The organism is Nitratireductor mangrovi (assembly GCF_007922615.2).
In the GTDB taxonomy this organism is placed as follows: Bacteria; Pseudomonadota; Alphaproteobacteria; order Rhizobiales; family Rhizobiaceae; genus Mangrovimarina; species Mangrovimarina mangrovi.
The window spans coordinates 3,158,341-3,180,552 of the sequence record NZ_CP042301.2 but is presented as its reverse complement, the minus strand read 5'-3'; the positions used below and the strand labels follow the sequence as shown (position 1 = coordinate 3,180,552).

Genomic DNA, 22,212 nt, shown 5'->3' with positions numbered 1-22,212 from the left:
TCAGTTCCCGGCGCTTTCCATCTTGCGTCCGGCGATTGCCTTTTCCAGCCAGCCGATCTCCATCTCCGGCACCGACGACAGCAGCAGGTCGGTATAGTCGTCGAAGGGCGGCGCCAGCACCTCGCTCTTGGGGCCGTAACGCACCACGGCGCCGCGATACATGACGGCGATGGCGTCGGCGATCGACTTCACCGTGGCGAGGTCGTGGGTGATGAACAGATAGGCGACCTGTTCTTCTTCCTGCAGTTCGAGCAGCAGCCGCAGGATGCCGTTGGCAACCAGCGGGTCGAGCGCGCTGGTCACCTCGTCGCAGATGATCAGCTTCGGGCTCGCGGCGAGCGCGCGGGCGATGCAGACGCGCTGCTTCTGGCCGCCGGAGAGCTCGGCGGGGTAGCGGTCGACAAACCCGTCGCCCATCTCGATCTTGTCGAGCAGTTCGGAGACCTTCCGGTCGCGCTCGCGGCCCCTGAGGCCGAAATAGAATTCCAGCGGCCGGCCGATGATGGTGCCGACGGTCTGGCGCGGGTTCATGGCGACGTCGGCCATCTGGTAGATCATCTGCAGTTCACGCAGATCGTCCCGCGTCCGGTCCGCCAGTCTTGCCGGCAGGGTGCGGCCATCGAAATGGATTGCGCCTTCGCGTGGCGGCAAGAGCCCGGTGATGGCGCGCGCCAGCGTCGACTTGCCGGAGCCGGATTCGCCGACCACCGCGAGGGTCTGGCCAGGCCTGATTTCGACCGACACGTTCTTCAGAACGTCGATCGCCGTGCCGCCATAGGCGGCAGTGACGCCTTCCACCTTCAGCACCGGTTCGCCGACCGGCTCCTTCTCCTTGTGCTCGATCTCGTGCACGGAAACGAGCTGGTTGGTGTATTCGCGGCGCGGTTTGGTAATGATCTGCTGGGTATCGCCCCATTCGACCAGCTTGCCATGGCGCAGCACCATGATCTCGTCGGACACCTGGGCGACCACGGCCAGGTCGTGCGTGATGTAGAGGGCCGCGACGCCGGTGTCCCGGATCGCGTCCTTGATCGCAGCCAGCACGTCGATCTGAGTGGTGACGTCGAGCGCCGTCGTCGGCTCGTCGAAGACGATCAGGTCGGGCTCCGGGCACAGTGCCATCGCCGTCATGACGCGCTGCAGCTGACCGCCCGAAACCTGGTGCGGGTAGCGGCGGCCGATATTGTCCGGGTCGGGCAGGCTGAGCTTGCGGAACAGCCGCACGGCGCGCTTTTCCGCTTCGGCGCGACCGGCGACGCCGTGTTCCAGCGCCGCCTCCACCACCTGGTCCATGAGCTGGTGGGCGGGATTGAAGGCCGCTGCCGCGGACTGCGCGACGTAGCAGACCTCGCGGCCACGCAACTGGCGCAGGCCGCCGATGCCGGCCTTGCGGATGTCGCGGCCGTTGAGAAAGATCTCGCCGCCGGTGATGCGGACGCCGCCGCGGCCATAGGCCATCGAGGACAAGCCGATGGTCGACTTGCCGGCACCGGACTCGCCGATCAGGCCGAGCACCTTGCCTTTCTGTAGCGACAGGGACACGTCGTCGACGATGACGATGTTTTGCGGATCTTCGCCGGGCGGATAGACGGTCGCCTCGATCCTGAGGTTGCGGATGTCGAGCAGCGGCGGCTCTGCGCCGTTGCCGCCCGGCTGCGTAGGTGCGTCAGCCACCGCGGCCTCCCTTCAGGCTTGTCGTGCGATTGAGAATCCAGTCGGCGACGAGGTTCACGGAGATGGCGAGTGCGGCGATCGCCGCCGCCGGGATCAGCGCGGCCGGGATGCCGAACACGATGCCGTCCTTATTCTCCTTGACCATCCCGCCCCAGTCGGCCTCGGGCGGCTGCACGCCGAGGCCCAGGAAGGACAGCGCCGACAGGAACAGCACCGCGAAGATGAAGCGGAGGCCGAGTTCGGAGACGAGCGGCGAAAGGGCGTTGGGCAGGATCTCGCGGAAGATGATCCAGCCCATGCCCTCGCCGCGCAGTTTGGCCGCTTCGACGAAGTCCATCACGTTGATGTCGACGGCGACCGCGCGCGACAGCCGGTAGACACGGGTCGAGTCGAGGATGCCCATCACGAGGATCAGGGTGAGGATGGTGGAAGGCAATACCGAAAGGACGACGAGGCCGAAGATCAGTGTCGGGATCGACATCAGGAGGTCGACGAAGCGGGACATGATCGTATCGAACCAGCCGCCCACCACGGCCGCGGTGAAGCCGAGGATGGCGCCGAGCGAGAAGGACAGCGCCGTGGCCATGGCGGCGATGAAGATCGTGGTGCGGGCGCCGTAGATCATGCGCGAGAGCAGGTCGCGGCCGAGATTGTCCGTTCCCAGCCAATGCTCGGCAGAGGCGGGTTCCCAGACATCGCCGACGATCGAACTCATCGGGTGCGGTGCGATCAGAGGCGCGAAGACTGCCGCGATCAGAAACAGCGCTGTGAAAAAGAGACCCAGCAGGGCTCCAAGGGGGATGCGTCGCAGATTCATGTCCCGCCGCCCCTATTTCGGATGTCTGAGCCGCGGATTCGCGACGATCGCAGCGATGTCGGCAACGATGTTGAGGCTGATGTAGACCGTCGCGAAGATCAACCCCACCGCCTGCACCACCGGAACGTCACGTTTGGAGACGTGATCGACGAGATACTGGCCCATGCCCGGATAGACGAAGATCACCTCGATGACGACGACGCCCACGACGAGGAAGGCAAGATTGAGCATCACCACGTTGACGATCGGGGCGATGGCGTTCGGAAAGGCATGCCGGCGGATGATGTCGAGTGCCGAAAGCCCCTTGAGCTCGGCGGTTTCGATGTAGGCCGACTGCATGACGTTGAGGATCGCGGCGCGCGTCATGCGCATCATGTGCGCCAGCACGACGAGCACCAGCGCCGTCGCCGGCAGAACGATGGCGCGCAGCTTGTCGAGGAACGGCATGCCGTCATAGACGGTCGAGATCGACGGGAACCACTGCAGCTTCACCGCAAAGAAATAGATCAGCAGGTAGCCGATGAAGAACTCGGGCAAGGAGGTCGAGGCCAGCGCGAAGCCTGAAATGGACTTGTCAATCGGTCCGTTGCGGTAGCGCACGGCAAGAAGGCCGAGCAGGATGGCGAGCGGCACGGAAACGACGGCTGCCCAGAAGGCAAGGAACAGGGTGTTCCACAGGCGCGGCATGAGGGTTGTCGTGATTTCCTGACGGCTGGTCAGCGCGGTGCCGAGATCCCCCGTCATGACGCCGCCGAGCCAGCTGAAATAGCGGACGACGGCCGGCTCGTTGAGGCCAAGTTCCTTGCGCAGGTTGGCGAGCGCCTCCGGGGTCGCGGATTGCCCGAGGATCGACTGGGCCACGTCACCAGGCAGGATCTGCGTCCCGGTGAAGATCAGCACGGAAACCGCGAAGAGGAGAAGAACGCCCAGCGCAATGCGCTGGGCGATCAACTTGAGGATCGGAGAACTCATCGAGGATACGGCCGCGTCAGGCGGTGAGCCAGCACTTGGCCAGCGCGTATCCGTCCATCAGTTCGTGGTTCACGCCGCCGCCGTAACCGGCGACCTTGTCGGAAACGGCATCGATGTACTGGTTGAACATCGGGCAGATCAGACCACCCTCGTCGCGTACGATCAGCGCCATCTCGCGGTAGAGTTCCTTGCGCTTGGTCTGGTCGAGCTCGGCACGCGCTTCGAGGAGCAGCTTGTCGAAACGCTCGTTGAAGAAGCGCGTGTCGTTCCAGTCGGCCGTGGAGAGGTAGGCCGTGGAGTACATCTGGTCCTGCGTCGGCCGCCCGCCCCAGTAGGACGTCGAGAAGGGCTGCTTGTTCCAGACCTCCGACCAGTATCCGTCGCCCGGCTCGCGCTTGATCTCGATGGTGATGCCGGCCTGCGCGCAGCTCTGCTGGTAGAGCTGAGCGGCATCCACCGCCCCCGGGAAGGCGACGTCGGAAGTGCGCAGGAGCACCGGCCCGTCATGGCCGGACTTCTGGAAGTGGAACTTGGCCTTGTCGGGATCGAAGGTCCTCTGCTCGATGTCGTCGGCAAACAGCGGATAGGAGGCATTGATCGGAAAATCATTGCCGGCCGTGCCGTAGCCCCGGAGGATCTTGTCGACCATCTCCTGGCGGTTCATCGCCAGCTTCAGCGCCATGCGCAGGTCGTTGTTGTCGAAAGGAGCGGTATTGCAATGCATGATGAAGACGTAGTGTCCGGGACCGGAAAGCGTCTTGATCTCGACATTGGGAACCCGCTTGACCAGATCGACGATCTTGGGCTCGACGCGGTTGATCATGTGCACCTGGCCGCCCTGGAGCGCCGACACGCGGGCCGTGGCGTCGTTGATGACGATGATCTCCACCTGGTCGGCATGCCCCATCTGGTCTGCCTGCCAGAAGTTCGCGAACCGCTCGCCGACATGGCGCACGCCAGGCTCGTCCACAGCCACCTTGTAGGGGCCGGCGCTGATGCCAGCTGCCGGGTTGTCCTTGCCGCCATCGGGCTGGATGATCAGGTGATAGTCGGCCAGCAGGTAGGGCAGGTCGGCGTTCGGCTCCTTGAGGGTGATCACGACATCGCGCCCATCCGCCTTGAGGCCTTCGATGCCGCGCATGATGCCGAGGGCGCCGGACTTGGAGTCCTCGTTGGAATGGCGCTCGAGCGTCGCCACCACATCCTCGGCGGTGACGGTCTTGCCGTTGTGGAACTCGACGTCCTGCCGGATCTTGAAGGTCCAGACCTTGGCGTCGTCGGATGCGCCATATTCTTCGGCAAGCCGGTTTTCCAGGCCGTCCTCGGCCAGTGCCACCAGATATTCGCCCCAGCATTTGCCGAAGTTGAACGGAACCTGGCTCAGGAACGTCGCGGGGTCGAGGCTGTTGGTCGCTTCGCCGCCCTGGATGCCCGCCTTGAGGATACCGCCCTTGACCGGCTCCTGGGCGCTCGCCGCGGTCGAAAGCAGCGTGTTGGCGAACGGCGCGGTGATGCCCAGCGCCGCCGCGCGCCCCAGGAAATCACGCCGGCTCAGCTTGCCGGCAGCCACCCTGCGGCTCAGATATTCGAGTTCTTTCGACATTGACAGCTCCTCACTCTGTTAGGTTGCCCCTGGGGCCGATCATGCGGCCTCTCTTTGTCAGGAATATTGGGGCCAACGATGCCCGGACCGCAAGACGGAAAGCGACATTCCCTGGCGTAAACGGTTCCAACCAGCGCGCGGACGGCCTGCCCGCGCCTCTCATTGACCGTTGATTTCACTCTTAAAACGCGGTCGGCCTGTCGCCGGCGCAAGACTGGTTGGCAGCCGGTCCTGACATTCCGTCGTCTCCGGCGGGCGCTCCGGACTAGACGCCATGACGCGGGATCCTGTCGTGGAACCGGCGTTCGAACACCAGGCGGTCGTCCTCATAGGCCTCGATCCGGGCCGTGAGTTCGAAATGGCCGGCGTCCGACGACATCACGATCGAGGTCTCGGTGCGGGCCGACCAGTCGTCGCGGTCGAAGGTCTGCGTCCACTCGGCGGTGCCACGCGCCGAAAGCGGGTCGTCGGGATGGATGGTCCAGCTTTCGCGCGCCAGCGAGCCGTGGGCGAGCCCATGGTCGAGGTCGCGCTTCTCGCCGAAATCGTCGCGGATCGAAAGCGTCACCGCGCCGGTCGCGGGATCATGCTCGACGTTACGGCTGTTGGAGGCCGCGCGCAGCGTCTCGGTTCGCCACGGCGTTGCCCCTTCCGGTTCCTCGAAAGCCCATTCGGGCTCCTTCGCCGGCGGCCGCAGCGGCAGGGCCAGCTCGCCGCCATGCACCATCAGCGTCACCTTCTCCGGCGAGGGCCACACCAGCGGCCAGCATGCCGACGAAACGGCCAGCCGCAGGGTGTGCCCGGCCGGCACCCGGTAGGCGATGTCGTCGAGGCGGAGGGCGATTTCCATCTCCTCGCCCGGCTCGATGGCGACTGGCGTTTCGTGCCCGTTGCGGTGCGTGAGGTTGAGCACGCCATAGGTGATGCGGGTCGATGCGCCGTCGGGATGGACGTCGCACAACCTGATGGCCACCATTGCCGCCGGCCTGTCGGCAACGAGCCGCAGCGTGGCGACCGGACCGCCGACGATCTCCATGTCCTCGGCCACCGGCATCTCGAAACACAGAGACTTCCGGTCGTCCTCACGCTGGTCGCCCGGCAGCTCCGGGCCGAGCCAGATCGCGCAATATTCGCCGCCCGCCATGCCGGTGTCCTGCGGCGAGCAGATCGCGGCGGGCAATGCCTGCGCGCAGGTGAGTTCGGACCCGAGCGCCAGCCTGCGCTCCGGGATCGCCGGCGATGGCCACTTGCGCTCGGCGATCCAGCGACCGTCACGCACTTCGTACCATTCCTTCGGCGGCGCGGAGTCCATCACGTAGAGCCGCATCGCCGGGTCATGTTCGACGCCGGTGTCGATATCCTTCAGCCAGCGGTCCCACCAGCGTCGCGCTTCCTGCAGGAAACCGATTGCCGGCTGCGGCACGGCGAAATGCGGGTATTTGTGGATCCATGGGCCAACGATGCCTTTTGCCGGCGCATGGGTGATGCCGCTGACCAGCCGCCCGACGGCGTTCTTGTAGGCGTCGCCCCAGCCGCCGATCGCCAGGGTCGCCGCCCTGATCGCCGAAAAGTCCTCGCAGACCGAGCCGCGTTTCCAGTAGCCATCGCGGGCCTGGTGGCGCAGCCATGTCGCGGTGAGCAGCGGCTGGTTGTCGAGCCGCTCGAGCCACATCTCGCGCCATCGCTCGCCGACCAGCGCCGGGTCCGGCGGCCGCGAGGAATAGGACAGCATGGTCGCGCCCCAGCCCATGTTCTCGTTGAGCAGCAGGCCACCCTTGTAGTGGATGTCGTCGGCGTAGCGGTCGTCGGTCGAGCACAGCGTGATGATCGCCTTCAGCGCCGGCGGCTGCTTGGCCGCTACCTGCAACGCGTTGAAGCCGCCCCAGGAAATGCCCATCATGCCGACATTGCCGTTGCACCAGGGCTGGGCGGCGGCCCAGGCGATGACGTCGCAGGCGTCCTGCAGTTCCTGCTCGGTGTATTCGTCCTCCATCAGCCCTTCGGAATCGCCGTTGCCGCGCATGTCGACCCTGAGGCAGGCATAGCCGTGGCCGGCGAACCAGGGATGGGTGAGGCAGTCGCGCGCCGTCGTGCCGTCGCGCTTGCGGTAGGGCAGGTGCTCGACAATCGCGGGGACGGGATCGGCCTCGGCGTCCTCGGGCATCCAGACACGCACCGACAGCCGGCAGCCGTCCGGCATGACGATGCCAAGATCAGGATGTTCGACGACCTGGCGCGGGAAATCGGTGATGGTCTTCATGGGATTGCCTAGCGCCAAGGAGGCACAGCCCCGTCGGCGACGCAACCCCGCCGGCGACCTGCGCCGACGATTTCAGGCCAGGTCCACAAGCAGGCCCGTCCCGCCGGTGAACGTCGTATCAGTTCAGCGGGATGGCGTTGTCGGCCTTGCCGTCCTGATATTCGGCCGACAGCGCATCGTATTGCCGGCCGATCGCTGCGATGCGAGCATCCAGCCGGGAACGGTCCGCCTCCGGCAACGCCGTGACCAGCCGGCGGATCGAATGGCCGGTCCAATAGGCGTTTGTCATGTTGTAGCCGCCGGGATCTAGCGTGAAGACCTCCTTGAGGATCTTCAGGTCGTGCGGAATGGCGAAGGAATCGCGCGAATCCTCGTGGCTGAACAGGAAATGGAAATTGTCGAAGCCGGTCCAGGTGATCGCCGACAGGCACAGCGAGCAGGGTTCGTGGGTGGCGACGAAGACGCAGTCGCGGGTGTCGGGGCGGGACGACGCCGGCAGTTCGTAAAAGCGTTTCAGCGCATGCACCTCGCCGTGCCAGAGCGGGTTTTCCATCTCGTTGTTGGTTTCGGCGATGACGACCGAGAGGTCGGACTTTTTCAGGATCGCTGCACCGAAGAGCTTGTTGCCGGCGTCGACGCCGGCTGCGGTCTTCGGCACGATGTCGTTCTCGATCACGTCGAGCAGGCGTTCGATGAACTTGGCGTCGGTCATGCGGCCTCCGGCAATTGCACCAGCCATGGCTTCTCGAAGAAGAACTCTTCCAGGTTCGACCCCTCGCCGCCGCGGTCGACGACCAGGAAATCCTGCGGCGCGCCGATCGGGGTCAGGACGGCGTGCCAGGTCTTGCGCCGGTAGCTGACGCCCTGACCGGGCGCGGTCACGAAGGCCCGGGGTTCGCCCGGTTCGCCGTTGCCATCCGGGCAGACCACGACCAGGAACGGCGCCGGCGACAGCGGCATGAAGGCCTGGCTTCCGAGCGGGTGGCGTTCGACCATGCCAAGCTTGAGCGGCATCTCGTAAGGCGTGCCCTTGAAGATCGAGATCAGCACCCGGGCCGCGGGGCCTTCGGCTTCGACCGCGGCAAGGTCGTGGTAACGCTCGCACTTGCCGTTGTTGATCGCAAAGTGATTTGGCCAGTCCGTATCGAGTACGTCGCCGAAGGGCGCGAAGGCTTCGCGGGTGAGGGGCCGGGCGGTTAGCGTCCGGGTCATGAGGCCGACATCGCTGCAATGGATTCTGGAGGCACCGGCATTTCCGTCACTCTAAAGGCCTTTCGCCCGACCCAGCTTCATGTGCCGGTTCACGTCCTTGTAGAGCAGATAGCGGAACTGGCCCGGACCGCCGGCATAGCAGGCCTGCGGGCAGAAGGCGCGCAGCCACATATAGTCGCCGGCCTCGACCTCGACCCAGTCCTGGTTGAGCCGGTAGACGGCCTTGCCTTCGAGCACGTAAAGCCCGTGCTCCATGACATGGGTCTCGGCGAACGGGATCACCGCGCCGGGCTCGAAGGTCACCACGGTGACATGCATGTCGTGGCGCATGTCGGCCGGGTCGACGAAGCGGGTGGTCGCCCATTTGCCGTCGGTGCCGGGCATCGGGTTCGGCGCAACATCGGCCTCGTCGACGAAGATCGGCTCGGGCGCGTCGATGCCGTCGACGCGCTCGTAGGCCTTGCGGATCCAGTGGAAACGCGCCGGCACGGCGCCGAGATTGCGCACCTGCCAGTCGCTCGCCGGCGGAATGAAGCCGTACCAGCCCGGCTTCAGCCGGCGTGCCTCGCCGTCCAGCGTCACGGTCAGTTCGCCCTCGACCACGAACAGCACGCCCTCGGCCTCAGGGTCCGGTTCGGGCCGGTCGCTGCCGCCGCCGGGGCCGACCTCCATGATGTATTGCGAGAACGTCTCGGCGAAACCCGAAAGCGGCCGCGACAGCACCCAGCAGCGGGTCTCTTCCCAGAACGGCAGGCAGCTGGTGACGATGTCGCTCATCACCCCCTTGGGAATCACGGCATAGGCGTCGGTGAAGACGGCGCGGTCGGTGAGCAGTTGCGTCTGCGGCGGCAGCCCGCCCTGCGGCGCGTAATAGCTGCGGCCGGTGATCGTGGTATCCCTCATGACGGCAGCAGGTCCCTGAGCCTCAGAAGCGCGATGCGTTCGACCTGCCGGCAGGCGGTGTCGAACTCGGTTTGGCGGTCGTTGTCGATGCGTTGTTCGAAGGCGGCAAGGATCTGGTCCTTGTTCAGGCCCTTGACGGCGATGATGAATGGGAAGCCGAACTTTTCGACATAGGCGGTGTTCAATTCGGTGAAGCGCGTCCGCTCGGCGTCGGTCAGCGCGTCGAGCCCGGCCGAGGCCTGCTCCTTGCTCGATTCCGCCGTCAGCCTCTTTGCCTGCGCGAGCTTGCCGGCAAGATCCGGGTGCGCGGTCAGGACGCCGAGCCGTTCCTCCTCGCTGGCCGAGCGGAAGGCGCGGCAAAGCGCGTTGTGCAGCCCGCCGGCGGAATCGTGCGCCGGGCCGAGTTCCATCTCCCAGGCGCCTTCGGCGATCCAGGGCGAATGCTCGAAGATCGAGCCAAAACGCTCGACGAACTCGGCGCCTTCCATGCGCGAGGGCCGCAACTTTGGCGCCTGGTAAGGATGATGTTCCATCCAGTGCCGCGCGATGTCGATGCGCCGGGCGAGCCACACCTTGTCGTGGCTCTTGACGTAGTCGATGAAGCGCCTCAGCGCCGCCGCTCGGCCGGGGCGCCCGACGAGGCGGCAATGCAGGCCGACATTCATCATCGCCGGCCGGCCGTTCTTGCCTTCCTCGTAGAGTGTGTCGAAGGCGTCCTTCAGATAGGCGAAGAACTGGTCGCCCGAATTGAAACCCTGTGCGGTGGCAAAACGCATGTCGTTGGCGTCGAGCGTGTAGGGGATGACGAGTTGCGGCGCGATCGCGTTGCCCTGGCCGTCATGGTCGAGCCAGTAGGGCAGGTCGTCGTCATAGGTGTCGGAGATCCAGGTGAAGCCGCCTTCCTCGCAGGCGAGCTTGACCGAATTGACCGAGGTGCGGCCGACATAGAGCCCGGCCGGGCGTTCGCCGACCACTTCCTCGTGCAGGCGCACGGCTTCTGCGAGGTCGCGGCGTTCATCGTCGATCGAGTGGTCGCGGTAGTCGATCCAGCGCAGGCCGTGCGAGGCGATCTCCCAGCCGGCGTTTTTCATGGCGGCGACCTGGTCCGGCGAACGGGCAAGCGCGGAGGCGACGCCATAGACCGTGACCGGGACCTCTGCCTCGGTGAACATTCGATGCAGACGCCAGAAGCCGGCGCGGGCGCCGTATTCGTAGATCGATTCCATGTTCCAGTGGCGCTTGCCGGGCCAGGGTGCGGCGCCGACGATCTCGGACAGGAACGCCTCGGAGGCCGCGTCGCCATGCAGGACATTGTTTTCGCCGCCTTCCTCGTAGTTGACGACGAACTGCACGCAGACATGCGCGCCGCCCGGCCATTTCGGATCGGGCGGGTTCGCGCCATAGCCGCGCATGTCGCGTGGATATCGTGTCGCCTGCATGGATCTCTCCGCCGGTTCGCGCCGGCTTTTTGCGGATCAAGATTATCAAGGGCGAATAGGCGTACTCCCCTAAAAATATTTGAAAGTCTTTTCGTCCCCATTCCGGCCGACAAGCCTTATGCATTTCAACGATTTGCGGCACTATCCGCGGGCTTAAGCAGTTCGCGGCGAAGGAGAGGACGGCGACGAATGGCGGCTGGTGAAGGACGACTGACCACACACGTGCTCGACACGGCTTCCGGCAAGCCGGCGGCGGGGCTGAAGATATCGCTCTACCGGGTGAGCGGCAATTCGCACACCAAGGTCAAGGACGTGACCACCAATGCCGACGGGCGCTGCGACGCGCCGCTGCTGGAAGGCACGGACTTCAAGCCCGGCCAGTATGAACTGATCTTCTTTGCCGGCGACTATCTGCGGGCCTCGGGCACCACGCTGCCGGAGCCGGCCTTCCTCGACCAGGTGCCGATCCGCTTCGGCATCGCCGAAGATGCGCATTATCACGTGCCGTTGCTGCTGTCGCCCTACGGCTATTCGACCTACAGGGGGAGTTGATCGTGGCCGCCAGCAACCGGATCCGTTTTCTGCTCAACGATGCCGAGGTCGCGCTCTCGGACCTGCGTCCCGACGAGACGCTGCTCGACTATCTGAGGCTGCGCCGCTCGCTCAGGGGCACCAAGGAAGGCTGTGCGGAAGGCGATTGCGGCGCCTGCACGGTGCTGGTCGGACGGCTGACCGGCGACGGCCTCGTCTATGAGAGCGTCAATGCCTGCATCCGCTTCCTGGGGTCGCTGCATGGCTGCCACGTCGTCACCATCGAGCATCTGAGGGGCGCGGAGGGCGGGCTGCACCCGGTACAGCAGGCGATGGTCGATTTCCACGGGTCGCAATGCGGCTTCTGCACGCCGGGCTTCGTCATGTCGCTCTACGCGCTGTGGATGCGCCGGGCCGAGCCGAGCGACGCCGAGATCGAGAAGGCCCTGCAGGGCAATCTCTGCCGCTGCACCGGCTACGAGGCTATCGTCAAGGCCGCGCGCGCCATCTCAACCTACGGCGCGGTCGCGGGTGACGCGCTGGCAACGGAGCGTGCGGCGATCGAAGGCAATCTCAGGGCGATGAACGACGGCAGGCGCGTGGAAATCGGTTCGGGCAAGGACCGCTTCGTCATCCCCGCCGACGTCGACGACCTCGCCGCCGTGCTGGAAGCCGAGCCGCAGGCGACGATCGTCGCCGGCGCCACCGATGTCGGCCTGTGGGTGACCAAGTTCATGCGCGAGATCGCGCCGGTCGTGTTCATCTCGCACCTGAACGAGCTGCACCAGATCGAGGAACGCGACGGCGTCATCTCGATCGGCGCCTGCGTTTCCTACACCGAGGCCTTCGAGGCGCTTGCCGGCCGCATCCCGGCCTTCGGGCCGCTGATCGACCGTATCGGCGGCGAGCAGGTGCGCAACATGGGAACGATCGGCGGCAACATCGCCAACGGTTCGCCGATCGGCGACACGCCGCCGCCGCTGATCGCGCTCGGCGCTCGCCTCACCCTGCGCAAGGGGTCGGAACGGCGCACGATCGCGTTGGAGGAGTTTTTCATCGACTACGGCAAGCAGGACCGCGCGCCGGGCGAGTTCGTCGAACGCGTCGAGGTGCCGGTGCCGGCGGCCGGCGCGCATTTCGCGGCCTACAAGATCTCCAAGCGCCGCGACGAGGACATCACCGCCGCGCTCGGCGCTTTCCACATGACGCTCGACGGCGACGGCAACGTCGCCGACATCCGCATCGCCTATGGCGGCATGGCGGCGACGCCGAAGCGGGCGGCCAATGTCGAGGCTGCTCTGCGCGGCAAGCCATGGAAGACCGAGACGGTGGAAGCGGCGATCGCCGCCTATAAGCGGGATTTCAGCCCGATCAGCGACATGCGCGCCTCGGCCGATTACCGCATGCTGGCGGCGCAGAACCTGCTCCGGCGTTTCCTGATCGAGACGAGCGGCACGACAAGGCCGTTCCAGGTCGCGCGCCACGAGGCCGCGTGAGGAGGACAAGATGAACAAGCACGCCTCCGCCGAAATCAAGGCCGCCCGCATCCAGGGCGGGGTGGCGACCGACCAGCGCCACGATTCGGCGCACAAGCACGTCACAGGCACCGCGATCTATATCGACGACATGCCCGAGCCCGCCGGCTTGCTCCATGGCTGTCTCGGTCTGTCGACCGTGGCGCACGGGACGATCCGCGACATGGATCTTTCGGGCGTGCGCGCCGCCCCTGGGGTCGTCGATGTTCTGACCGGCGCGGACATGCCGGCCTCCAACGACATCAGCCCGACCGGACGCCACGACGAGCCGGTGCTGGCAGAAGGCAAGGTCGAGTTCTTCGGCCAGCCGATCTTCGCCGTCATTGCCGAAACCCGCGAGCAGGCGCGGCGCGCCTGCCGGCTGGCCAGGGTCGTTTATGATGAGGAACCCTTCATCATCGACGTCTGGGACATCGACCGCCGCGCCGGCAAGGTCGTCACCCCGCCGCTGACCCTGAAGCGCGGCGATGCCGCGGCCGCAATCGCGGCCGCACCGCGCCGCCTCAAGGGGTCGATGCGCATGGGCGGCCAGGACCATTTCTACCTCGAAGGGCACATCGCGCTGGCGATCCCCGGCGAGGACAAGGACGTCACCGTCATCTCTTCAACCCAGCATCCGAGCGAGGTCCAGCACATGGTGGCGCATGTGCTCGGCGTGCCCTCGCACGCGGTCACCGTCGAGGTGCGGCGCATGGGCGGCGGCTTCGGCGGCAAGGAGACGCAGGGCAACCAGTTCGCCGCGATCGCGGCGGTGGCGGCCAAGAAGCTAGGCCGCGCCGTCAAGATCAGGCCCGACCGCGACGACGACATGACCGCGACCGGCAAGCGTCACGATTTCGTCGTCGACTACGAGGTCGGCTTCGACGACGACGGCAACATCCTCGGCGTCGACTATCTCTACGCCGCGCGCTGCGGCTTTTCCTCGGACCTTTCGGGGCCGGTCACCGACCGGGCGCTGTTCCACTGCGACAACACCTATTATTATCCGGCGGTCCAGGCGCAGTCGGCGCCGCTCTACACCAACACGGTGTCGAACACGGCCTTCCGAGGTTTCGGCGGCCCGCAAGGCATGGTCGGCTGCGAGCGGGTGATCGACGAGGTCGCCTTCGCGGTCGGCAAGGATCCTCTCGAGATCCGCAAGCTGAACTTCTACGGCACGACGGACCGCAACGTGACGCCCTACCACCAGAAGGTGGAGGACAACATCGTCCACCGCATCGTCGCCGAACTGGAAGAGAGTTCGGAATATGCCAGGCGACGGCGCGAGATTGCCGCCTTCAACGCCAGTTCCCCGGTGATCAAGCGCGGTCTGGCGCTGACGCCGCTGAAGTTCGGCATTTCCTTCACCGCCACCCATTTCAACCAGGCCGGCGCGCTGGTGCATGTCTATGCCGATGGCTCGGTGCACCTCAACCACGGCGGCACCGAGATGGGACAGGGGCTCTACGTCAAGGTCGCGCAGGTGGTGGCGGAGGAATTCCAGATCGACATCGATCAGGTGAAGATCACCGCGACGACGACCGGCAAGGTGCCCAACACCTCGGCGACCGCCGCCTCGTCGGGCTCCGACCTCAACGGCATGGCCGCCCAGGCGGCGGCGCGCGCCATCCGCGACCGGCTGCGTGACTTCGCGGCCGAGAAATATGGCGTGCCGCTCGAGCAGATCGAGTTCCTGCCCAACCGGGTGCGCGTCGGCAACCAGGAAATCCCGTTCGGCGAACTGACTCAGCAGGCCTACATGGCCCGCGTGCAGCTCTCGGCGACGGGCTTCTACAAGACGCCGAAGGTGCGCTGGGACCGCGACAAGGGCGAGGGCCACCCCTTCTATTATTTCGCCTATGGCGCTGCCTGCGCGGAGGTCTCGATCGACACGCTGACCGGCGAATACATGGTCGAGCGCGTCGACATCCTGCACGAGACCGGGCGTTCCCTGAACCGGGCGATCGATCTCGGGCAGATCGAGGGCGGTTTCATCCAGGGCATGGGCTGGCTGACGACCGAAGAGCTGGTCTGGGACGACAAGGGCCGGCTCCGCACCCACGCGCCGTCGACCTACAAGATCCCGCTCGCCTCGGACCGGCCGAAGGTCTTCAACGTGACGCTCGCCGACTGGCCGGAAAACCACGAGCCGACCATCCACCGCTCCAAGGCGGTGGGCGAGCCGCCCTTCATGCTGGCGATGTCTGTGCTGCACGCGTTGTCGGATGCGGTGGCGAGCGTCGCCGACCACAGGGTCTGCCCGCGCCTCGACGCGCCGGCGACGCCGGAGCGGGTGCTGATGGCGGTCGAGCGACTCCGGCGTGAGGCCGCCAACTAGAGCGGCGTGCGTCGGGCGGCGGGATGAACTACATTTCGGCCATGCCGGTGTTTTCTCGCGCCCTCCTCTGGCTGTCCTGATGGCGTCGACGCTCTCTGCCCTGCGCGCTTTCCTCGCCGATCACCCGGCCCTGGCCAGGGTCGAGGTGCGAGAGGCGAAAGGCTCGACCCCGCGCGAGGAAGGCACCTGGATGCTGGTCGCGCCTGAGGCCATCTTCGGCACCATCGGCGGCGGCCAGCTCGAATTCATGGCGATCGACAAGGCGCGCGAGATGCTTGCCGCGAAGCGGTCGGAGACGGGTCGTGATGCAGGCGCGCGGCTCGACATCCCGCTCGGACCCGACATCGGCCAGTGCTGCGGCGGCCGAGTCGAACTGGCGATCGAACCCGTCGACAAGGCACTGCGAGCCGAACTGGAAAGCCGGGCGAAAAGCGACGATGACAGGCTGCCGCAGGTGCTGCTGTTCGGCGGCGGTCATGTCGGCCACGCGCTGGCGCAGGCGTTGGCGCTGCTGCCGGTGCGGCCATTGGTCGTGGAAACCCGCGCCGAGGCCATCGCCGGCTTCCCGGCCGAGATCGAGACGCATCTGACGGCGGTGCCGGAGGAGTTCGTGCGCGATGCGCCGCCCGGCGCGGCCTTCGTCGTTCTCACCCACGACCATGCGCTCGACTTCCTGATCGTCGCCGAAGCGCTCAAGCGGGGCGATGCCGCCTATGTCGGGATGATCGGCTCGGCCACCAAGAAGGCGACGTTCAAGAGCTGGTACCTGAAGACCGCCGGCGGCAACGAGGCCGATTTTGCCCGCCTGGTGACCCCCATCGGCGGGGCGGCGCTGCGCGACAAGCGGCCGGCGGTGATCGCAGCACTCGCGGCAGCCGAGATCATGACGGCTCTTGCGGCGGCTGTTCCTCGCGCTTCTTCCGCCTGAGGCTCAGGAGCAGCGACACGAAAAAGAACAGCATGAAGCCCGGAATGACCGAGGCGATCGCCGAGGTCGCCGCGCCCATCTCGCAGCCGCCGGAATCGCCCGGCGTGCCGCAGCGCGGGTCGAAGGCGTAGCCGAGGATCAGGACGCCGAAGAAGACAACAACGGGTACGGCGACAAGGCCAGCCACGCCGAGCAGCGCCGCCTTGGCGATGATGCGAAACATGAAGGCAGCTCCTTTGTTCAGTTGCGGCCCAGAATATCGCGGATCATGCGCTGGCAGCGCTCGGCCATGAAATCGAGCAGCAGGCGTACCTTCGGGTCCTGGAACTTCTTGTGCGGGAACACCGCGGCCAGCTGCACCGGGATCGGCGGGGTATCGGTGAGGATGACCTTCAGGCGCCAGTCGCGCAGGAAGGGTTCGACCTCGAAGCGCGGCTTCATGATGATGCCGTGACCGGCGAGTGCCCAGCCGGTCAGGACGTCGCCATCGTCGGAATCGTAGGGGCCGCGCACGTCGAGCTTGCGCGGCCCGGCCTCGGTCTTCAGCGTCCAGAAATGCTCGCGCGCGCCCGGATAACGCAGCATCAGGCAGTCGTGCGAAAGGAGGTCGTCGGCGGTTTGCGGCTCGCCGCGCTTCTCCAGATAGGCAGGCGCGGCGACGATGACGCGCTCGCATTCCATGATGCCGCGCATCCTGAGGCTGGAATCCTCCAGAAGTCCGAGCCGGAAGGCGACGTCGATGCCCTCGCGCATGATGTCGACATCGTGGTCGGAAAGCCTGAGCCTGACCTCGATGTCGGGATAGCGTTCGCGGAATTCGGGAATGCCGGAGGCGATCAGTCGGCGGCCAAGGCCGAGCGGCGCGGTGACGCGGATGGTGCCGCGCGGCTGGCCCGACAGCGCGCTGACGGCTGCCTCGGCGTCGCCGACCGCTTCAAGCACCTTCTTGGCGCCGTCGTAAAAGACGCGGCCGTGCTCGGTGGGAGTCAGCTGGCGCGTCGTGCGGTTGAACAGGCGCACGCCTAGATGCTTTTCAAGTTCCTTGATGCGGTTGGAGGCCACCGCCGGCGAAATGCGCATGTCGCGCCCTGCGGCGGAGAGGTTGCCGAGTTCGACGACGCGGACGAAAACGGCGATGTTGTCGAGATAGGCCATCCCGGCGTCCCGATGTTTTTGGCTTCTGGCTGGCAGCAACCTATTATTTTCGCGATTTTTTTGAAAGTGCTCGGTGAGCGGCCCCCTTTTCGTTTGCCGTCGAGCCCGTAAAGTCGCGGGATCGAAGAGGGCAGGCACCGATGTACGATTTCGCGATTTTCTGGGACTGGCTGAGCTTTGCGGTGCGCTGGCTGCACGTCATCACCGGCATCGCCTGGATCGGCTCGTCCTTCTATTTCGTCGCGCTCGACCTCGGCCTGCGCCAGCGTCCCGGCCTGCCCGAAGGGGCCTATGGCGAGGAATGGCAGGTGCATGGCGGTGGCTTCTACCATGTCCAGAAATATCTGGTGGCGCCAGCCGAGATGCCCGAGCACCTGACCTGGTTCAAATGGGAGGCCTACGCCACCTGGCTGACCGGCTTCGCCATGCTCGCCATCGTCTATTATGTCGGCGCCGACCTCTATCTGGTCGACCGCAACGTGCTCGACGTTTCGGCCGGGACCGCGATCCTGATCTCGCTCGCCTCGCTGGCGGTCGGCTGGATCGTCTACGACCAGCTCTGCAAATCGCCGCTCGGCAACAACGATACGACGCTGATGCTGGTCCTGTTCGCGGTGCTGGTCTTCATGGCCTGGGGCTATACCCAGGTCTTCACCGGGCGCGCTGCCCTTCTGCATCTCGGCGCCTTCACGGCCACGATCATGTCGGCCAATGTGTTCATGATCATCATCCCGAACCAGAAGGTGGTGGTCGCCGACCTGATCGCCGGGCGCAAGCCGGACCCGAAATACGGCCGCATCGCCAAGACCCGCTCGCTGCACAACAACTATCTGACGCTGCCGGTCCTGTTCCTGATGCTGTCGAACCACTACCCGCTGGCGTTTGCCACCAAGTTCAACTGGGTGATCGCGCTCCTGGTGTTCCTGATCGGCGTCCTGATCCGGCACTATTTCAACACGGTGCATGCCCGCAAGGGCAACCCGACCTGGACCTGGGCGCTGGCCGCGATCCTGTTCGTCGTCATCATGTGGCTGTCGACGGTGCCGACGGTGCTGACCGGCGAGGATCGTACGGCCCAGGCGGCCGAGCCCTATGTCGCCTCGGCGCATTTTCCCGCGGTGCGCGACACCGTGCTCGGCCGCTGTTCCATGTGCCACACCGCCGAACCCGTCTATGAAGGCGTCTACATCACGCCGAAGAATGTGCGCCTCGACAGCGATGCCGCGATCGCCAACCGCGCCGAACAGATCTACCTGCAGTCGGGCCGCAGCCATGCCATGCCGCCCGGCAACGTCACCTACATGACCGAGGAGGAGCGCGACCTCATCGTCTCCTGGTTCGAGGAAGCGCGGGCTCGGAACTGATCATGACCTCACTCCTCATCCGGGGCCGCGTGCTCTCCTTCCTGCGCGAGCCGGTGGCGGCCGACGATCTCGACGCCTGCCGCTACGAGGAGGACGGCGCCGTCTTCGTGCGCCGCGGCAAGATCGTCGCGGTCGGCGACTTCGCCACGGTCTCGGCGATCGCCGGCGACGTTCCGCTCGCCGACCACCGGCCGCACCTGATCCTGCCCGGCTTCATCGACGCTCACGCGCATTTTCCGCAGATGCAGGTGATCGCCTCCTACGGCGCCGAACTGCTTGACTGGCTCAACAACTACACCTTCCCGGAAGAGACCCGGTTTTCCGACGCCCAGCACGGCCGGCGCATCGCGCGGCTGTTCTTCGACGAACTGGTCCGCCATGGCACCACGACGGTCGCGGCTTACTGCTCGGTGCACAAGGCGTCGGCGGAGGCGTTCTTTGCCGAAAGCCACGCCCGCAACATGCTCAACATCGCCGGCAAGGTGATGATGGACCGCAATGCGCCCGACGGGCTCACCGACACGCCGCAATCGGGCTATGACGACAGCAAGGCGCTGATCGGGGAATGGCACGGTAAGGGACGCCAGCTCTACGCGATCACGCCGCGCTTCGCGATCACCTCGACGCCCGACCAGATGGAGATGGCGCAGGCGCTCGCCGCCGAACATCCGGACTGCCACATCCAGACCCACCTCTCGGAAAACCACGCCGAAATCCGCTGGACCGAGGAACTCTACCCGCAAGCGAAGGACTATACCGACGTCTATGCGCAATACGGCCTGCTCGGCCGCAAGAGCCTGCTCGGCCACTGCATCCATCTGTCCGACCGCGAGGCCGACGCGATGTCGGAAAGCGGCGCCGTCGCGGTCTTTTGCCCGACCTCGAACCTTTTCCTCGGCTCGGGCCTGTTCGACTACCAGCGCTACCGCAGGCGGCCCAACCCGCTCACCGTGGCGGCGGCGACCGATGTCGGCGGCGGCACCAACTATTCCATGCTGCGGACCATGGACGAGGGTTACAAGGTGATCGCGCTGCAGGGCGAGAAGCTGAACCCGCTGGCCTCGTTCTGGCAGATCACGCGCGGCAATGCCGAAGCCCTGTCGATCGCTGACCGCGCCGGCACGCTGGACGAAGGCACCGATGCCGACATCATCGTGCTCGACGCGCGGGCGACGCCCGGCATGCGGCTCAGGATGGAGACAGTGAGCGCGCTGTCGGAGGAACTGTTCCTGTTGCAGACGCTTGGCGACGACCGCGCCGTGCGTGAGGTCTATATCGCAGGGGCGGCGGCCAAGAGCACATTGTCGGCGGCCTGACGCCGTCACGGCCATTGCGGATGATCACTTGGCGAGACGTTGACGGCCATGTTGTTTGCGGCTTTCGCAGGCCGTAGATGAGCCGGCAAGTCGGATCAGGAGCAACGATGCCCAAGCTGGCCGCCAACCTTTCCATGCTGTTCACAAAAGCCCCGTTCATGGAGCGTTTTGCGCTTGCGGCGGCTGCCGGGTTCCACGCGGTCGAGTTCCTGTTTCCCTACGAACACGATGCGCGTGCCATCGCCGCCGAGCTGGAACGGCACCGGCTCGAACTGGCGCTCTTCAACACGCCGCCGGGTGACTGGGACAAGGGCGAGCGCGGGCTGGCAGCGCTTCCCGGGCATCGGGAACGGTTTCGCGAAAGCCTGTCGCAAACGCTCGACTACGCCCGTGTGCTCAAGCCGCGCAACATTCACTGCATGGCCGGCATCGTTCCCGAGGGCGCTGACCGCGCGATGCTGGAAGAGACCTTCATCGACAATCTGTGCTTCGCGGCGGACGCGGCGGCCGGGCTCGGCGTACGCGTCCTGATCGAACCGCTCAATCCCTTCGACATGCCTGGCTATTTTCTGGGATCGATGGAACAGGCGGCCGCCATCCTTGATCGCGCCGGGCATGACAATCTCGGGCTGCAATACGACATCTACCACCAGAGTCGCACGCGCGGCGAGATCGTCGCCACCTTCGACCGTTACAAGGATCGCATCGCCCATATCCAGATTGCCGGCAATCCGGGCCGCCACGAGCCCGACCGCGGCGAGGTCGCCTATCGTTTCGTGCTCGGCGAATTCGACGCGCGCGGCTATGGCGGGTTCGTCGGCTGCGAATACCGGCCGCAAGGCCTGACCGAGGAGGGGCTCGGCTGGGCGCGGGAGTATCTAGGGCAGGGCTGAGCCGTTAGCTGCGTTCGGCGGGTCAGCCGGCGATGTCGATCACGCCGCAATCGCCGGCTTCGGAGCCGAAGGCAATGCGCCGTCCTTCCGCATCCCAGGCCATGGAGGTGATCGCGCCGTTGCCGGCGCGGCGCAGCAGCACCTCCTTCTGGTCGGCGATGCGGGCGGCGAGCACCATGCCGTCGGCATAGCCGATCGCCACGAACTCGTCGGTCGGGTGGCAGGCGACCGACGTCACCATGGTATTGCCGCGTGTGCCCAGTTCCACCGGGGCCTTGCCCATCGGGCCGTCCTTGCCGGTGAACGGCCACACGATTGCGGCCGGCGCGCCTGAGGTGGCGAGCCAGCGGCCTTTGGCGGCCCACGACCACGACTTCACCTTGGCCGGATAGCCGCTCATGCGCATATGCTTGCCGTCGGCGAGCTTCCAGCCGTGCAGTGCGTTCTCCTGCATGGTGGTGACGACGAAATTGCCGTCCGGCGAAAAGGAGATGCCGGTATGGGCGCCGTCCCAGGTGAGTTCGACCGGCTTGCCGTCGGTCGCCGGGAAATGCAGCGTCGCGCCGTTGTAGCGCGCCACGCCGATCCGCATGCCCTTGGGCGCAAAGGCGAGGCCTTCGACCGAGCGCGGATGCGCCAGTTCCTTCAGCCGGCCGTCGGCGAAGCGCACATAGGCCGTGCGTCCGGAGGCGAAGGCGACGGCGCCCTGCGGCCCGCTGGCGACCGCGGTCACCCATTTGCGGCCGATCGATGCCAGTTCGGTGAAACTGCCGTCGGGCGCAAGCGATGCGACGCGCCCGTCCTCGCCGCCGGTGAGCAGCACCTTGCCGTCGGCGGCAAGAGAAGCCGCGAGCAGCCCGTCATGGGCCTCGACGTGCTTGTGGCCGTTGTCGAGCCGGTGGACGACGCCGTCGGCCAGCGCGAAATGCGGAACGTTCGCCACCCAGCAGGCGGCGACGCAATGGCCTTCAAGATCGAGCGGAGCGACGGTGGGCATTAATTCACGAACTTTCCGCGATATCGTTCCGATTGGGCGGCGAAGCGTACGCTGTACATCACCATGCAGAATGTCTTCCAGTGATCCTTGGGGTCAAAAAACCATAACATTCGGCAATCCGGATCAATGTCGAAATAGGCCCAAGAGACAGTCAGCGTTTGGCTTGGCAACCGGACGCCAGGACATATCTCGTTCATGGAGAAAGTCCGACCGCAATCGCGAGAAAAAAGATCCAGGAGGAAAGGGGTGTAGTCCGGATGACTGGCGAAATCAGCACAAAAGTCCGGCCGCCTTGG

Annotated in this window: 19 protein-coding genes; 7 read left to right on the top strand and 12 right to left on the bottom strand. The window is 65.8% G+C overall.

The features are described from left to right. From FQ775_RS15470 to puuE, 9 genes are all read right to left on the bottom strand, one after another. Nucleotides 1-1,674 carry an ABC transporter ATP-binding protein gene (locus FQ775_RS15470; protein ID WP_246730149.1) on the bottom strand — a complete coding sequence of 558 codons (1,674 nt, stop codon included), beginning with the start codon at nucleotides 1,672-1,674 and terminating at the stop codon, nucleotides 1-3. Beyond that, entirely contained in the window at nucleotides 1,667-2,491 is an 825-nt protein-coding gene (locus FQ775_RS15465) for an ABC transporter permease (protein ID WP_146300065.1), read from the bottom strand. The genes FQ775_RS15470 and FQ775_RS15465 overlap by 8 nt, the downstream gene beginning before the upstream one ends. Nucleotides 2,492-2,503: 12 nt before the next feature. Next, entirely contained in the window at nucleotides 2,504-3,463 is a 960-nt protein-coding gene (locus FQ775_RS15460; protein WP_146300064.1) for an ABC transporter permease, read from the bottom strand. Nucleotides 3,464-3,479: 16 nt separating this feature from the next. Beyond that, nucleotides 3,480-5,066, bottom strand: coding sequence for an ABC transporter substrate-binding protein (locus tag FQ775_RS15455; protein ID WP_146300063.1), 1,587 nt, complete (start codon nucleotides 5,064-5,066; stop codon nucleotides 3,480-3,482). A 265-nt stretch (nucleotides 5,067-5,331) separates the two neighbouring features. Continuing rightward, nucleotides 5,332-7,326, bottom strand: coding sequence for a CocE/NonD family hydrolase (locus tag FQ775_RS15450; protein ID WP_146300062.1), 1,995 nt, complete (start codon nucleotides 7,324-7,326; stop codon nucleotides 5,332-5,334). Nucleotides 7,327-7,444: 118 nt separating this feature from the next. After that, the gene (locus FQ775_RS15445) at nucleotides 7,445-8,038 is read right to left on the bottom strand and encodes a deaminase (RefSeq protein WP_146300061.1); all 594 of its coding nucleotides are present in this window, start codon (nucleotides 8,036-8,038) and stop codon (nucleotides 7,445-7,447) included. Next, entirely contained in the window at nucleotides 8,035-8,538 is a 504-nt protein-coding gene (locus tag FQ775_RS15440; protein WP_146300060.1) for an ureidoglycolate lyase, read from the bottom strand. Before FQ775_RS15440 ends, FQ775_RS15445 begins: the two co-directional genes overlap by 4 nt. Before the next feature lie 51 nt (nucleotides 8,539-8,589). Next, nucleotides 8,590-9,441 carry a bifunctional allantoicase/(S)-ureidoglycine aminohydrolase gene (locus tag FQ775_RS15435; protein ID WP_146300059.1) on the bottom strand — a complete coding sequence of 284 codons (852 nt, stop codon included), beginning with the start codon at nucleotides 9,439-9,441 and terminating at the stop codon, nucleotides 8,590-8,592. Then, nucleotides 9,438-10,880, bottom strand: coding sequence for an allantoinase PuuE (gene puuE, locus FQ775_RS15430; protein ID WP_146300058.1), 1,443 nt, complete (start codon nucleotides 10,878-10,880; stop codon nucleotides 9,438-9,440). Before puuE ends, FQ775_RS15435 begins: the two co-directional genes overlap by 4 nt. Nucleotides 10,881-11,069: 189 nt before the next feature. Between puuE and uraH the strand changes: the two genes are divergently transcribed. From uraH to xdhC, 4 genes are all read left to right on the top strand, one after another. Beyond that, nucleotides 11,070-11,432 (top strand): hydroxyisourate hydrolase, encoded by a 363-nt coding sequence (gene uraH / locus FQ775_RS15425; RefSeq protein ID WP_146300057.1) that lies wholly within the window; start codon nucleotides 11,070-11,072, stop codon nucleotides 11,430-11,432. A gap of 2 nt (nucleotides 11,433-11,434) precedes the next feature. Further along, nucleotides 11,435-12,907: a xanthine dehydrogenase small subunit gene (gene xdhA, locus FQ775_RS15420; protein ID WP_146300056.1), complete on the top strand. Its 1,473-nt coding sequence runs from the start codon at nucleotides 11,435-11,437 to the stop codon at nucleotides 12,905-12,907. Nucleotides 12,908-12,917: 10 nt separating this feature from the next. Next, on the top strand, nucleotides 12,918-15,263 hold the full coding sequence (gene xdhB, locus FQ775_RS15415) for a xanthine dehydrogenase molybdopterin binding subunit (RefSeq protein ID WP_146300055.1): 2,346 nt from the start codon (nucleotides 12,918-12,920) through the stop codon (nucleotides 15,261-15,263). Nucleotides 15,264-15,342: 79 nt separating this feature from the next. Beyond that, complete coding sequence (gene xdhC, locus FQ775_RS15410; protein WP_146300054.1) at nucleotides 15,343-16,191, top strand: xanthine dehydrogenase accessory protein XdhC; 849 nt, start codon at nucleotides 15,343-15,345, stop codon at nucleotides 16,189-16,191. Here the strand turns inward: xdhC and FQ775_RS15405 are convergent. Together FQ775_RS15405 and FQ775_RS15400 are read right to left on the bottom strand one after the other, a co-directional pair. After that, a complete protein-coding gene (locus FQ775_RS15405; RefSeq protein ID WP_146300053.1) occupies nucleotides 16,145-16,414 on the bottom strand; it encodes a hypothetical protein in 270 nt (89 codons plus the stop codon). The two genes, xdhC and FQ775_RS15405, sit on opposite strands and share 47 nt — an antisense overlap. Nucleotides 16,415-16,431: 17 nt before the next feature. Further along, a complete protein-coding gene (locus tag FQ775_RS15400) occupies nucleotides 16,432-17,346 on the bottom strand; it encodes a LysR family transcriptional regulator (protein ID WP_146300052.1) in 915 nt (304 codons plus the stop codon). A gap of 140 nt (nucleotides 17,347-17,486) precedes the next feature. On the opposite strand from FQ775_RS15400, the gene FQ775_RS15395 reads away from it, so the two are divergent. From FQ775_RS15395 to otnI, 3 genes are all read left to right on the top strand, one after another. Next, a complete protein-coding gene (locus tag FQ775_RS15395) occupies nucleotides 17,487-18,710 on the top strand; it encodes a urate hydroxylase PuuD (protein WP_146300051.1) in 1,224 nt (407 codons plus the stop codon). 2 nt (nucleotides 18,711-18,712) lie between these two features. Beyond that, nucleotides 18,713-20,026 carry a guanine deaminase gene (gene guaD / locus FQ775_RS15390; protein WP_146300050.1) on the top strand — a complete coding sequence of 438 codons (1,314 nt, stop codon included), beginning with the start codon at nucleotides 18,713-18,715 and terminating at the stop codon, nucleotides 20,024-20,026. A gap of 107 nt (nucleotides 20,027-20,133) precedes the next feature. Then, nucleotides 20,134-20,919, top strand: coding sequence for a 2-oxo-tetronate isomerase (gene otnI / locus FQ775_RS15385; protein ID WP_146300049.1), 786 nt, complete (start codon nucleotides 20,134-20,136; stop codon nucleotides 20,917-20,919). Between the two features lie 22 nt (nucleotides 20,920-20,941). On the opposite strand, the gene FQ775_RS15380 is transcribed toward otnI, so the two are convergent. After that, nucleotides 20,942-21,916 (bottom strand): WD40 repeat domain-containing protein, encoded by a 975-nt coding sequence (locus FQ775_RS15380; RefSeq protein ID WP_146300048.1) that lies wholly within the window; start codon nucleotides 21,914-21,916, stop codon nucleotides 20,942-20,944. Nucleotides 21,917-22,212 lie beyond the last annotated feature (296 nt).